The organism is Bifidobacterium sp. UTCIF-1, assembly GCF_006408915.1.
In the GTDB taxonomy this organism is placed as follows: Bacteria; Actinomycetota; Actinomycetes; order Actinomycetales; family Bifidobacteriaceae; genus Bifidobacterium; species Bifidobacterium reuteri.
In genome coordinates this window covers 102062-115831 of record NZ_JFAG01000011.1, presented here as the reverse complement: position 1 = coordinate 115831, position 13770 = coordinate 102062, and the positions used below count along the sequence as shown (strand labels likewise).

The 13770-nt window shown below is 59.2% G+C and carries 11 protein-coding genes; 1 reads left to right on the top strand and 10 read right to left on the bottom strand.

Annotated features, from left to right (window positions below):
• Positions 1-160 precede the first annotated feature (160 nt).
• A complete protein-coding gene (glgC, locus tag BW09_RS06480) occupies positions 161-1405 on the top strand; it encodes a glucose-1-phosphate adenylyltransferase (RefSeq protein ID WP_140462923.1) in 1245 nt (414 codons plus the stop codon).
• A 107-nt stretch (positions 1406-1512) separates the two neighbouring features.
• On the opposite strand, the gene BW09_RS06475 is transcribed toward glgC, so the two are convergent.
• From BW09_RS06475 to BW09_RS06425, 10 genes are all read right to left on the bottom strand, one after another.
• The gene (locus BW09_RS06475) at positions 1513-2106 is read right to left on the bottom strand and encodes a metal-sulfur cluster assembly factor (protein WP_140462921.1); all 594 of its coding nucleotides are present in this window, start codon (positions 2104-2106) and stop codon (positions 1513-1515) included.
• Between the two features lie 8 nt (positions 2107-2114).
• Positions 2115-2669: a Fe-S cluster assembly sulfur transfer protein SufU gene (gene sufU, locus BW09_RS06470; protein WP_140462919.1), complete on the bottom strand. Its 555-nt coding sequence runs from the start codon at positions 2667-2669 to the stop codon at positions 2115-2117.
• Between the two features lie 8 nt (positions 2670-2677).
• The gene (locus BW09_RS06465) at positions 2678-3952 is read right to left on the bottom strand and encodes a cysteine desulfurase (RefSeq protein WP_140462917.1); all 1275 of its coding nucleotides are present in this window, start codon (positions 3950-3952) and stop codon (positions 2678-2680) included.
• Between the two features lie 105 nt (positions 3953-4057).
• Positions 4058-4837: a Fe-S cluster assembly ATPase SufC gene (gene sufC, locus BW09_RS06460; RefSeq protein ID WP_044088357.1), complete on the bottom strand. Its 780-nt coding sequence runs from the start codon at positions 4835-4837 to the stop codon at positions 4058-4060.
• Positions 4838-4881: 44 nt separating this feature from the next.
• Complete coding sequence (gene sufD, locus BW09_RS06455; RefSeq protein WP_140462915.1) at positions 4882-6117, bottom strand: Fe-S cluster assembly protein SufD; 1236 nt, start codon at positions 6115-6117, stop codon at positions 4882-4884.
• A 5-nt stretch (positions 6118-6122) separates the two neighbouring features.
• On the bottom strand, positions 6123-7622 hold the full coding sequence (gene sufB / locus BW09_RS06450) for a Fe-S cluster assembly protein SufB (RefSeq protein ID WP_140462913.1): 1500 nt from the start codon (positions 7620-7622) through the stop codon (positions 6123-6125).
• Between the two features lie 235 nt (positions 7623-7857).
• Positions 7858-9483: a L,D-transpeptidase family protein gene (locus tag BW09_RS06445; RefSeq protein ID WP_140462910.1), complete on the bottom strand. Its 1626-nt coding sequence runs from the start codon at positions 9481-9483 to the stop codon at positions 7858-7860.
• A gap of 207 nt (positions 9484-9690) precedes the next feature.
• Positions 9691-11355 (bottom strand): CTP synthase, encoded by a 1665-nt coding sequence (locus BW09_RS06440; RefSeq protein WP_044088362.1) that lies wholly within the window; start codon positions 11353-11355, stop codon positions 9691-9693.
• A gap of 142 nt (positions 11356-11497) precedes the next feature.
• Complete coding sequence (gene aroQ / locus BW09_RS06430) at positions 11498-11956, bottom strand: type II 3-dehydroquinate dehydratase (protein ID WP_044088364.1); 459 nt, start codon at positions 11954-11956, stop codon at positions 11498-11500.
• A gap of 173 nt (positions 11957-12129) precedes the next feature.
• The gene (locus BW09_RS06425) at positions 12130-13752 is read right to left on the bottom strand and encodes a bifunctional shikimate kinase/3-dehydroquinate synthase (RefSeq protein ID WP_044088365.1); all 1623 of its coding nucleotides are present in this window, start codon (positions 13750-13752) and stop codon (positions 12130-12132) included.
• Between the last annotated feature and the right edge of the window lie 18 nt (positions 13753-13770).

The following is a 13770-nucleotide window of genomic DNA, read 5'->3' as shown; positions in this document are numbered from 1 at the left end:
GAATACGCGCAACAGTTCATCACAAGTTCACGGCACGCGGAAGCGATATCCTTGCATGTTCGTTTTTTTCTGCAATTATTAACTATGTAAACCAGATGCAACGATGCGTTTGGCCGAGCAGTGCGGTGTCGAAAGACGCTCCGACAAGAGAGGATAAACGATGGCTAAGAATCCTAAGATTCTGTCGATTGTGCTTGCAGGCGGTGAGGGGACCCGTCTGATGCCGTTAACCCGAGACCGGGCCAAGCCCGCTGTCCCCTTCGGAGGCGTGTACCGCCTGATCGATTTCCCGCTCAGCAATCTGGTGAATTCAGGGTATCGCCAGGTGGTGGTACTGACACAGTACAAGTCTCACTCGCTCGACCGCCATATCTCCCAAGTGTGGCGATTCTCCCCCCTGCTGGGTTCGTACGTCTCCCCTGTGCCGGCGCAGCAGCGACTCGGCAAGCACTGGTACCTTGGTTCGGCAGATGCCATCTACCAGACCATCAACATCATCGAGGATGTTCAGCCTGACATCGTGGTCATCGTCGGCGCCGACCACGTCTACCGCATGGACTTCGAGCAGATGGTGCAGCAGCATATCGAATCCGGCGCTGAGTTTACCGTCGCCGGCATCCGCCAGCCCATTGAAGAATCGAAGCAATTCGGCGTGATCCAAGTTGATCCCGATCATCCGAACATGATCAAGAACTTCGAGGAGAAGCCCGCCTCCACCACCGGCCTGCCCGACAACCCGAACCAAATCCTGGCTTCCATGGGCAACTATGTGGCCAACACCAAGGCGCTGTTCGAGGCTCTGGCGCTCGACGAGAAAGCCGCAGACACCAAGCACGATATGGGCGGCGACATCGCCCCCTACTTCGCGTCGCGCAACGAGGCCGGCGTATACGACTTCAATTCCAACGAGATTCCCGGTGCCACGGCCACCGATCACGCATACTGGCGCGACGTGGGTACCATCAAGCAGTTCTACGATGCGCACATGGATCTGATCGCCTATGTGCCTGAGTTCAACTTGTACAACCAGGATTGGCCGATCTACACGATGTCCGGCAACCTGCCGCCGGCCAAGTTCGTGCACGCCGGCCGTGACCGTCTCGGCCACGCCACGGATTCGATTGTCTCCCCCGGCGTGATCGTCTCCGGTGGCGAAGTGCACCATTCCGTGCTCTCCCCCAACGTGCGCATCCATTCTTGGGCCCAGATCGTGGACTCCGTGCTGTTCGACGGTGTGATCATCAACCGCCGCGCACGCGTCTACAAGGCGATTCTCGACAAGAACGTGGTGCTCACCGAGAACTCCACGGTCGGCATCGACACCGAGCACGATCTGGCACGTGGCTTCACGGTCACTCCGGATGGCATCACCGTAGTGCCGAAGAACACCATAGTCGATGACTGATTGACGGCATCATAGTATGCAAAGGCCCCGCGATATGATTCGCGGGGCCTTTGCATATCTCAGCTTACTGAACTGGCATCGCTCTGTGGCAGCTGAGCCGAATTCGATCAGTACTGCGGCATGTTGTCGAAGTTGAATCCAAGGGCCGCGAGTTGGTCGCGCCCCTCAGGAGTGATGCGGTCCATGGTCCAACGGGGATCCCACGTCCAATCGATGCGGAATTCCTCGACCAGACCGGCCAACGTGGAGGCGCATTCGTCTTCGATGAGGTCAGTAAGCGGGCATGCCGGCGTGGTCAGCGTCATCGTGATGATGGCACGGCCGAGCTCGTCGATTTCAATGCCGTACACCAGACCGAGGTCGATGACGTCGATGCCCAACTCCGGGTCGATGACCTGATGCAGCGCCTCACGCACATCCTCTGCGGTGGCGCGACCGATGTCGTCCACAGCCTTCAACGGAATGTCATTGCCGTCCGACTTGTCGGGCTCGTCCGCACACCCGCAGGCACCATGATGATTGCCGCAGGCACAGGTGTCATCATCATGATTGGCAGGCTCAACCGGATGCCCGTTCGGAAATCCCTTGGCCAATGCAGGGTTCATCATCACACGGCGCGAGGCCTCCTCGTCCTTCAGCACGTCATTGACGGCGTCGAAGATGGACGGCTGCGGTTCGGGAACCAGATTGTTGTCGGTCATAAACTACCTCAGTTCTTTGCGGCAAGGGCTTTGGCGATGGAATCCTTCAGCCCCTCCCAGCCTAGCAGAGCGCATTTGATACGCATAGGGTATTTGGATACGCCTTGGAATACAACGGCATCGCCCAATTTGTCTTCCAATGCCTCATCGTGCAGACCGGCACCGCGTGATTCCATGAGCTTATGGAACACCTGCTCCAATCCCATGGCCTCTTCCACGGTTTTGCCGTCCACGAGATCCACCATCACGGACAGACTGGCCTGGGAGATCGAACAGCCGTGGCCGTCCCATACCAGACGCTTGATGGTGTGGGGCTCGTCATCGGACACCTCCACGTGGACGGTGGCCTCATCACCGCATGTGGGGTTGAACTGATGCGATTCACCGGGAGTGCAATACTCGTGGGTGGCGCGAACCGTCGTATTGGCAACGGCCTCACCGGATTGCTCCGTCGCAGCATCAGGAGCGAACGACTCCTTGCCATGCGGATGCTTGGAAGCCTCAAGAATGACCTCCTGATACATCTGCTCGAGTTCGTCTCCGCTCATGCCGAAATCACTCATAAATGCAACTACTCCACTTCAAAGAACTTACGGATGCCTTGTGCCGCCTCGATCAATGTCTGGGCGTCCTCCACGGAATTGTAGACGCCGCTGGAGGCCCGGTTGGACGCATACAGGCCGAAATGACGATGAACCGGCTGAGCGCAATGATGTCCGACACGGATGGCGATGCCCTGTGCGTCGATGTACTGGCCCACATCATGCGGATGCACGCCCTTGACGTCGAACGCCACCGTGCCGATACGGTTCACGTTCTCACGCGGTCCCAGAATACGGATGCCGTCGATGTCGCCGAGCTTGAGCAGTTCGGCGGCGATGGTCCGCTCATGTGCCTCGATGTTCTCAAGACCGATGTTCATCATCCATTCGGCTGCCACACCTGCGGCGACCACCTGAGCCACCGGCTGGGTGCCGGCTTCGAAGCGTGCCGGCGGGGCCATGTACTGTGCCTCATGGTCCATATAGGCGAGTTCCACCATGGAACCGCCGAAGTTGGCCGGCGGCAGCGCCTCGAGCAGTTCGCGCTTGCCGTACAGGAAGCCGACGCCGGTCGGGCCGTACATCTTGTGTGCGCTCCATGCCGCAAAATCGACATCCAACGCATGGAAATCGACTTTGAGATGAGGCACGGACTGGCATGCGTCCAGAATGAACACGGCACCCACGGCGTGCGCGCGCTTGATGATGGGCGCGACATCGGTGATGGCACCGGTCGTATTGCCCACATGGGTGACGGCGACCACCTTGGTGCGCTCGGTGATGACCTCATCGAGATTGTCGGTGCGCACGCGACCATCCTCGGTCAGATCGATCCACTTGAACGCAGCCCCAGTGCGGTAAGCCAGTTCCTGGAACGGGAGCAGCACGGAATGATGCTCCGCACGAGAGACGACGATCTCGTCACCGGGCTTCAGAGCGAAGCACTTCGCCGCCTCTCCCCCGCGCCCGAGAGATGCATTGCCGAAAGCGGTGGCCAACAGGTTCAAACCTGCGGTGGCACCACCGGTGACCACGATCTCCTCCTCGCCTTCGGCGGCGTTCGCGCCGACCAGCTTGGCGACCTTGGCGCGGGCCTCCTCGAAGGCCATCGTGCTGCGGGCGGCCAACTCGTGTGCGCCGCGGTGCACGCCGGCGTTGATGGTGCGATAGAAATCGGCCTCGGCGTCAATCACCGCATTCGGCTTCTGCGAGGTCGCCGCGGAATCCAGATACACCAGCGGGTGCCCATGGATCCGCTGGTCCAGAATCGGGAACTCACCCCGAATCGCCTCAAAATCAACCATTATCATTCCCCTTCGTTGTGCTGTGCTTTCCCGTTCCGTTTATACTGACCCACTCATCGTAACGATATTTCCGTAGGGAACGTGCGGTCAGAGTGCAATATCAGGCTAGGCCAGCGCGGATTCGGAATCGGCACCTTCAGGCAGGTAGGCGTCGTAACCATGCTCTTCAAGCTCGTCGGCCAGCTCCGGACCGCCGGTCTTGACGAAGTGGCCATCAGCGAACACATGCACGATGTCCGGCTTGATGTACTTCAGGATGCGCGTGTAGTGCGTGACCATGAGAATGCCGAACTGGTTGGCTTCCTTGGCACGGTTCACACCTTCGGATACGATGCGCAGGGCGTCGACGTCGAGGCCCGAATCGGTCTCGTCGAGGATGGCGAACTTCGGCTTGAGCAGTTCGAGCTGCAGCACTTCGGCGCGCTTCTTCTCACCGCCGGAGAAGCCTTCATTGACCGAACGGGTGGCGAACTTCGGATCCATCTTGAGACGCTTCATGGCTTCGGACAGATCCTTGGCCCACTGACGGATGCCCGGCGCCTCACCATCGATCTCGGTCTTCGCGGTCCGCAGGAAGTTGGTCATGGAGACGCCCGGCACCTCCACCGGATACTGCATGGCCAGGAACAGGCCTGCCTTGGCGCGCTCATCCGGGGTCATTTTGAGGATGTCCTGTCCGTCGAGCAGCGCTTCGCCGGAATCAACCACATACTTGGGATGGCCGGCGAGCGTGTACGCCAATGTGGACTTGCCGGAACCGTTCGGTCCCATGATGGCATGCGTCTCACCGGAGTGGACGGTCAGGGTGGCACCCTTGAGAATCTGCTTGGTGCCTTCCTTGGTCTCCACATGAACGTGAAGATCCTTGATTTCGAGTGTTGACATGTTGTGCTCCTAATAACGTGTGTTCGTAACTTGCGGCCGGGGGCTTACTTGTCTTCTAGGACCTGCGCCACGGCTTTGTTCTCGCCACGTGCGAGGCGGCGATCGATGACATCCATCAGATGCTCGGAGATGGCGGGGATGCCGATCTCCTCCACGAGTTCGCCGAAGAAGCCTCGTACCACGAGCTTGCGGGCATCGGCTTCGGGAATGCCGCGGGACTCGAGGTAGAACAGCTCCTCATCATCGAAACGGCCGACCGAGGAGGCGTGGCCTGCACCGATGATGTTGCCGTTCTCAATCTCGAGGTTCGGTTCGGAATCGGCGATGGCTCCCGGCGTCAGCACGAGGTTGCGGTTGAGCTCGTAGGAATCAGTGCCGGGCGCTGTGGGCTGGATAAGCGCGTTGCCCACCCATGTGGAGTGCGCGCCCTTGCCATCCAAGGCACCCTTGTACACGACGCGTGACTTGCAGTCGGGATGGTTGTGAACCACCATCGTGCGGTGCTCGATATGCTCGCCGGGATCGACGAAGTAGATGCCGAGCATGTTGAGGTCGCCCTGCTCGCCACCGAAATCCTGGTCCATGCGGATGCGCACGATGTCGCCGCTCAATGTCACCACGGAATGGCGCAGGGACGCGCCCTCGCCTACGTGGATGCGATGGTTGCCCACATGCTTGGCGGTTTTCGCCCATTCCTGAATGAAGGTGGTGGAAACATGGGAATCTTTGCCCGTGGTGATTTCAACGCCTTCGGCCAGACGCGCATCGCCGTCATGCTCGATGACAACATCGGCATGCGCACGGTCGGCCGCGGCGATCACCAGATGGAACGCATCGAGGTCCTCCCCCGCGCCATGCACCTTGACCAGCACCGGCTGGGCGATCTCACCTTCCAATTCAAGAATGGTGGCGGTGGCACCGGATTCCCATTCCACGGCGGAGACTCGGTCATTCGGTTTGGACACCGTGCCGGACAGGCCTTCACCGAGCTTCGTCTGCGTAAGCTTGATGCCTTCGGCCAGCGGCGATCCATCAATCATCGAGACTTCGATCTGTGTTTCGCCTGACGGCTTGAACACGTTGAAGAACTCGCTGATGCGTTCGATGGGCGTGTATCGCCATTCATCCTGCTTGCGGTCGGGTTCAGGGTAGTCGTTCGCGTCGAACGAGCGGACGGCGTGGTCGACCGAGGACGGCATGGCCGCCGGAACCGCATACGGGTCATTGGGATCCGCCACCGGAATGTTGATTTCCTTGACGGGTGTTGTTGTATCGGCCATTGCTATCAGCCCACCGATCCTTCCATCTGAAGTTCCACAAGTCTGTTGAGTTCAAGCGCGTATTCCATCGGCAACTCGCGGCTGATCGGCTCCACGAAGCCGCGTACGATCATGCCCTGCGCCTCCTCTTCGGTGAGTCCTCGACTCATCAGGTAGAAGAGCTGGTCTTCGGAGATCTTCGAAACGGTGGCCTCATGCGCCATGGAGACGTCATCCTCACGCACATCCACATGCGGGTAGGTGTCCGAGCGGGAGAAATCGTCGACGAGCAGTGCGTCACACACCGTGGAGTTGGACGAGCCTTCCGCGCCCTTGACAATCTTGACGAGACCGCGATAGGCGGAGCGACCTCCACCGCGGGAGATGGACTTCGCCACGATGGTGGAACTGGTGTGCGGGGCGAGATGAATCATCTTCGCACCGGTGTCCTGATACTGGCCCTTGCCGGCGAAACCAAGCGACATGGTGGAGGCCTTCGCATACGGCTCGGCGAGGATGCAGGCCGGGTATTTCATGGTGGCCTTGGAGCCGATGTTGCCATCCACCCATTCCATCGTGCCGCCCTCGCGTACATAGGCACGCTGGGTGACGAGGTTGTACACGTTGTTGGACCAGTTCTGCACGGTGGTGTAGCGCACGCGTGCATGCTTCTCGACGATGATCTCGACGATGGCGGCGTGCAATGAATCCTCGGACCAGATCGGTGCGGTGCAGCCTTCCACGTAATGCACGTAGGAGCCTTCATCGGCGATGATCAACGTACGTTCGAACTGGCCCATGGCGGGGGTGTTGATACGGAAGTAGGCCTGCAGCGGGATGTCGACATGCACGCCCTTCGGCACATAGACGAACGAGCCTCCCGACCATGCGGCAGTGTTCAGGGCACCGAACTTGTTGTCCTCCGGAGGTACGACAGTGCCGAAATACTTGCGCACGAGGTCGGGGTATTCGCGCACCGCAGTATCGGTGTCGACGAAGATCACGCCCTTGTTCTTCAGATCCTCCTGGATGGAGTTGTAGATCACCTCGGACTCGTACTGCGCCGCCACGCCTGAGACCAGACGCTTCTTTTCAGCCTCGGGAATGCCGAGACGGTCATATGTGCTGCGGATGTCGTCGGGCAGTTCCTCCCAGGTCTTGGCCTGCTTGTCAATGGGCTTGACGTAGTACTTGAAATCGTCCGCGTTGAAGCCGGACAGATCCACGCCCCACTTGGGCATGGGCTTGTCCAGAAAAGCCTTGAAGCCGCGCAGTCGCATATCGAGCATCCACTGAGGCTCTCCCTTGTCGGCGCTGATGGCTCGGACCACATTCTCGTCGATGCCTCGTTTGGCTGCCTCACCGGCTGCATCGGAATCGTGCCAGCCATAGCTGTAATCGCCGAACTGGCTGATGATCTCGTCGTCCTTTTTGATCTTTTCCTCGTTGACGCGTGAACGGTCGGCCACGTACTGGCTCATCTCCACGTCAGCGGCGGCGTTTGGCGCTGTGTTTTCGCTCACCATCCTGCCTTCCTTGTTGCTCAATATCCTACGTAAACCTAACAGAACCCGTGTCTAAACACCACTGCCCACACTGCATATTGGCTGTGCGCTGACGTGATGTGCGGCACATGACGCGCGAGTATGACAAGGGGCTCGTCATGGACGGACATGACAAGCCCCGTATTCGATGTTCAGAATAGTCAGATCCTTCCAGCTTCCTCTGCGAGACAGCCTTTGCGGAAATGAATTCAGCCGATCACAGTTGCACGTGCACGCTGGTGCCCATCAGACACCAATCGTAGAACCAATCGGACACATCCCATCCGATGCCCACGCAACCGTGGGAGATGTTGTTCATGCCGGCGATGGTGGCGTCGCTGGTGAAGCTTGACTTGGCGATACGGTGGATGGCGCAGCCGTCCTTGGAGAAGTAGTTGACATCGCCCACGCCCTTGACGTTCCAAGTCGAGGTGCTGCCGTCGGAGAGCTTGACGCTGCCGCTCATGTCCTGGGTCGGATACTTGAGCCAGACCTTGAAATCACCGGTAGGGGTGCACAGATCGCCTTCGCACACGCCCGTGGTCGGATTGTTGTCCTCGCCCACAGATGCATGGAAGGTCTTGATCTCCTGATCGTTTTCGTATACATGGACGAGACGGTCGGACAGATCCACAACAACGTGACGTTTGGTCTTCTTGGTCTGCATTGGATCCACAGTGCCCTCGACGCTTACAGAGCCGCTTCCCTTGGCAAGAGCCTCGACCGCATCGTTGCCAACACTGCCATCGGCACCGGTGGTGATGGTGACACCGTCATGGCCTTCCTTGATGACCTTCAGTTCGTCGCCGTCATTGTTGACGATGACCTCACGGTCTTCCCGGCTGGTCTGGAAAGTGGGCTTGATTGACTGATCGTAATACTGCTGAATCTTGTTCGCATCGAACACCACGTATCCGTTGCGGGTCTCCCCGGAAGCGAGCTTGCCGTTCTTGTTGGCATCGACACGCATGGATGCAGCCAACGCCCGTGCATCGACGGAAGCAATCTGATGGTCGCCGATCTTGATAGCCACCGGGTTCTTGATGAGATTGTCAAGTGTGGACTTGGCGTCATTCGCGACGGTGTCGGTGATCTGTGGATCCGTGCTCTTCAATGAGACCTCTACGGTTGGGGAGGAATCATTGCCGAGCGATTTGATCGAAGCCACTGCGGCTTCAGCCACAGGCTTGGCGTCCAGGCCCTTGCCCGGCTGGCCAGGCACCACATCGAAGGCGTTCTTATCCGCGTTGAGATTCACCGAAGCATCGATGGGCTTGACCTCATCGACGCCGAGCTTGGAGTTCAAGGTGGTGCTATTCGCAGCCGAGACGCTAGCAGGAGCTACATCCACGTTCTTCTTGACCCAAAACGCATACTGCTGCCACCATGCACTATCGCGCTTGGCGTTGACCACATCGGAGGCTATCGCATCGGAATCAACACTCAGCCCGAGATCCTTGAGGGAGATTTTGGCGGTCTTGCCTTCATAGGAAGCGGTCACCGTGGTGTTGCTCACCGCATCATCGATCTGTGCGGCGATATGGCTCTTGCTCTGCCCCATGACCGGATTGCCCCACAGGGTGGCGCCGGGAAGAGCGTGCGATTGGAAGAACCAGAACCCACCACCGCATACTGCGCCCAGCACCGCCACGACACCCAGCACAATCCACGGCCAGACGTGGCGCTTCCGCGGCTTGACGCGGATGGCATGCTCCGCAACGCCGTTCACCGGTGGCTGCACGACGTCAAAAGGCGCGAAGACCGCCGTCGTCTCACCATCGCTCACAGACTTGGCGATACCGGGCTGCGATATGCCCACCGGCTGTCCAAAGTTATCGGTCATGTGACTATTACACACTCTCTCGTTGGTTGTTCCCCGTGCTTATGCACTTGACGCCATTATGCCCTATCCCCGTGAACATGCAGAGGCATCGGCCTCTTCTCCACCTTCAGCGCATATGACCTTGCTCACATATATGCAAAAACTCTCGCTGGTGGCACCCAGTGAGAGTTTTTGCAACATAGCGTTACGCCAATGGTGTTCAGCCGTTCAGCTGCGAGCTTCCTTGTGGTCGAGCGCGGCCTTCACCAGACCGGCGAACAACGGATGCGGCTTGGTCGGACGGGACTTGAACTCCGGGTGGGCCTGGGTGGCCACGTAGAACGGATGCACATCCTGCGGAAGCTCGACGAACTCGGTGAGCTCGCCGTCCGGGCTTTGGCCGGAGATGCGCAGGCCGCCTTCGCGCAGCCGGTCCTTGTAGGCCACGTTGACCTCGTAACGGTGACGATGGCGTTCGGTGACGTGCGTTGTACCGTACAACTCAGCGACCAGGGAGCCCTCCTCCAGCTCAGCCGGATAGGAGCCCAGACGCATGGTGTGGCCCATATCACCCTTACCGGCCACAATGTCCTTCTGCTCCTCCATGGTGGCGATTACCGGATTGGCGCAATCAGGCTCGAACTCGGTGGAGTTGGCGTCCTCGATGCCCAGCACGTGGCGGGCGTATTCGATGACCATGGACTGCAGGCCAAGGCACAGACCGAGTGCCGGAAGGCCGTTCTCACGGGCGAACTTCAGCGCTCCGATCTTGCCTTCGATGCCACGGATGCCGAAGCCACCGGGAATCACGATGCCATCGATGTTGTCGAGGGCTGCGGCCGCACCTTCGGTGGTCTCGCAACGGTCTGCGGCGACCCACTTGACGTTGACCTTGGCCCAGTTGGCGAAGCCGCCGGCCTTGATGGCCTCGGTGACCGACAGGTAGGCGTCCGGCAGGTCGATATACTTGCCGACAATGGCGATATTCACCTCATGCTTGGGGTGATGGACGCGCTCGAGCAGGTCGGCCCATTCGTCCCAGTCGACGTCGTGGAACGGCAGACCGAGCTCACGCACCACATACGCATCGAGCCCCTCGTTGAAGAGGATCTTCGGCACATCGTAGATGCTCGGCGCGTCCACGCAGTTGACCACACCTTCCTCGTCCACGTCGCACATCAGGGAGATCTTGTCCTTGATGGACTTGTTGAGCGGACGGTCGGAACGCAGCACCAGCGCGTCCGGGGAGATGCCCAATTGACGCAGCATCATCACGGAGTGCTGGGTCGGCTTGGTCTTGAGCTCATGCGCCGCGGAGATGTAGGGCACCAGGGAGACGTGCACGAACATGCAGTTCTCCGGGCCGAGGTCGCGGCGCACCTCACGGGCCGCCTCCAGGAAGGGCTGGGATTCGATGTCGCCCACAGTGCCGCCGATCTCGGTGATGATCACATCGACGTCATCGGATGCCTGGGCGCGCATGCGGGACTTGATTTCGTTGGTGATGTGCGGGATGACCTGCACGCACTGGCCGAGGTATTCGCCGGCGCGCTCCTTGCGCAGCACCTCCTGATAGATCTGGCCGGTGGTGACGTTCGCCTTCTGACTCAGGAACACATCGAGGAAGCGTTCGTAGTGGCCGATGTCGAGATCGGTCTCCGCACCATCCTCTGTCACGTACACCTCACCGTGCTGGAACGGGTTCATCGTGCCGGGGTCCACATTGATGTACGGATCAAGCTTCTGCTGCAGCACGTGAATGCCACGGCTGCGCAGCAGACGTCCGAGGGAAGATGCGGTCAGGCCCTTGCCGAGGGAGGAAACAACGCCACCGGTAACGAAAATATGCTTGGTAACGTGCTCTTGGGAATTGCCATGTGTTCTTCTAACCATGGAATTTCACTGTATCATCCGCACGTGACCCGGCGTGTTCGCCCCTGGCCGCCCACAAGCCACACACACATGCGCCATCCACAAACCATCGTCCAAGCTCACCAAGGAAGAACAATCGATGCACATGATTCAGCAGACACGCTCACTGACCGATGATGTGAGCGACAGCCTCGAGCGCCAGTTTGTAGCCGTAGAAGCCCATTCCCGTGATGGTGCCGGTGGCGACTGGGGAAATCACGGAACGCTTGCGGAATTCGTCGCGCGCCGAGGGGTTGGAAATGTGGACCTCCATCAATGGCAGACCCGCGTCGCCGACCATGTGGGCTGCGTCGGCGAGCGCGTACGAGTAGTGTGTGAAGGCCGCGGGATTCATCACCACCGGCGTCTTCTCGTCGGCGGCCTGATGCATCCAATGCACCATCTCGGCCTCATTGTCGGTCTGGCGCACCTCGACTTCAAGACCCAGTTCAGCGCCCCACTGCGTGCACAGGCGACGCAGTTCCTCGAGGTCCTGACGGCCATAGACATCGGGCTGACGCACTCCGAGACGTCCGAGATTCGGACCGTTGACGACGATGACCTTGGTGAATTCAGTGGACATGTTATTCTCTCCCTCCGCCCCTTCGGGGCACCTCCCTCGGCAGAGGGAGACAGTACCAATGACATCCCAATGACGCCGATGCCATCAATCAATGATACGAAACGATAATGCGAAACAATGAGGGCGAGGTGCTGATGCGACCATGATATCGACGCATCAGCACCACCACACCGTCAGTGTTGGATGCGACGGAAGGCTTCTTCTACGGCATCGGCGGGCGGATTGTCTAGATGCACTACATGGCCGATGGAATCAAGCACCACAAAGCGCAACTTGTTGCCGCGAGCCTTCTTGTCGCGATGCATCAATGCAAGCACGTCCTCGAACGAGCCGCCATTCCACGAGATCGGCAATCCCAACGCGGAGAGCAACGCACGATGGTAATCGACCAGATCCTGATCGATGTACCCCAGCAGATGAGCCAGCTCCGCGGCATACACCATGCCCACGGCCACGGCATTGCCATGACGCCAGCGGAAGTGCTCCAGCTTTTCGATGGCATGGCCCAGCGTATGCCCATAGTTGAGGAATTCGCGCAGTCCCTTTTCCTTCAAATCGGAGGAGACATGGTAGGCCTTCACCCGAACAGTACGTTCAATGAGCTCCGCCACGGTCTCTTCAAGCGGGGAGCCCAAAAAAGCCTGTCCATCGAAAAGCCGGAGTTCATCCGCATGCCGCTCCAAGATATGAAGAATCTCGGGATCGCGGATGAAACCGGATTTCGCTACCTCGCCGAGTCCTTCAATGAAGATGTCGTTGGGCAGAGAGGACAATGTGGTGGTGTCCGCCAGCACGCCGGCCGGCGTATAGAAGGAACCTACCAGATTCTTGCCCTGCTGCGTATTGATGCCGGTCTTGCCTCCCGTGGAGGCATCGACCATGGCCAGCAGCGAGGTCGGGCAATTGACGTATCGGATGCCGCGCATCCAAGTTGCTGCCACGAAGCCCGCCAAATCAGTGGCTGCACCTCCCCCGAGGCCCACCACGGCATCGGAGCGAGTGAACCCTTCGTCACCCAGCCGTTCCCATATGCCGTTCGCCACTGTGATGGTCTTGCCCGGTTCCGCATCGGGAATCACGATATCCGATACCTCATAGCCGCCTTGACGCAACAGCGTACGCGCCCGATCGGAATGCCGTTGCACAGGTTGCGTGTGGATGAGCGCGATCTTGGCCGGCTTTGGACCCAGCACATCCGCCAATCGGTTCATCGCACCTTCACCGATGACCACATCGTATGGATCGATAGCTGCACCTTCAACATGAACTGCTCGTTGGGAAACCATATCTATCACTTTCTTGGCGGCACCTTGCGGCGTCAGACCATGGGTATGCACATGGACGTTGGATACCTCGCGGAATACCGGGTCACGTTGTGCGTGGAGCTTCTTCCAACGGGCGTTGGCGTCGCCGTTGAGCATCGGCCTGCCGCCACCGCGATTGGCGCGTTCCATGGCCTCACGCGGATCGGCGTCCAAATAGACGACCTTGCCGCCATGTCTGATGTACGAGGCGAGTTCCCGTTGGGTGGATGGCGTCATAGGTGCTCCCCCTCCGAGGGAGAACACACCTTCGAAATCCGCAAGCACGTCGGCGATGACATCCGCTTCGACCTCGCGAAAGGCCGGTTCACCGTATCGGTCGAAATAATCGGGGATCTTCATGCCGACCTCGTGCTCGATCTCGATATCGGCATCGATGAACGGGAGCCGCAGCATATGGGCGACTTCCTTGCCGACACGGGTCTTGCCCGCACCCATCATGCCGATGATCACTGCGTAGGGGCGTGATGACATATTCAGCTCTCCCACGAA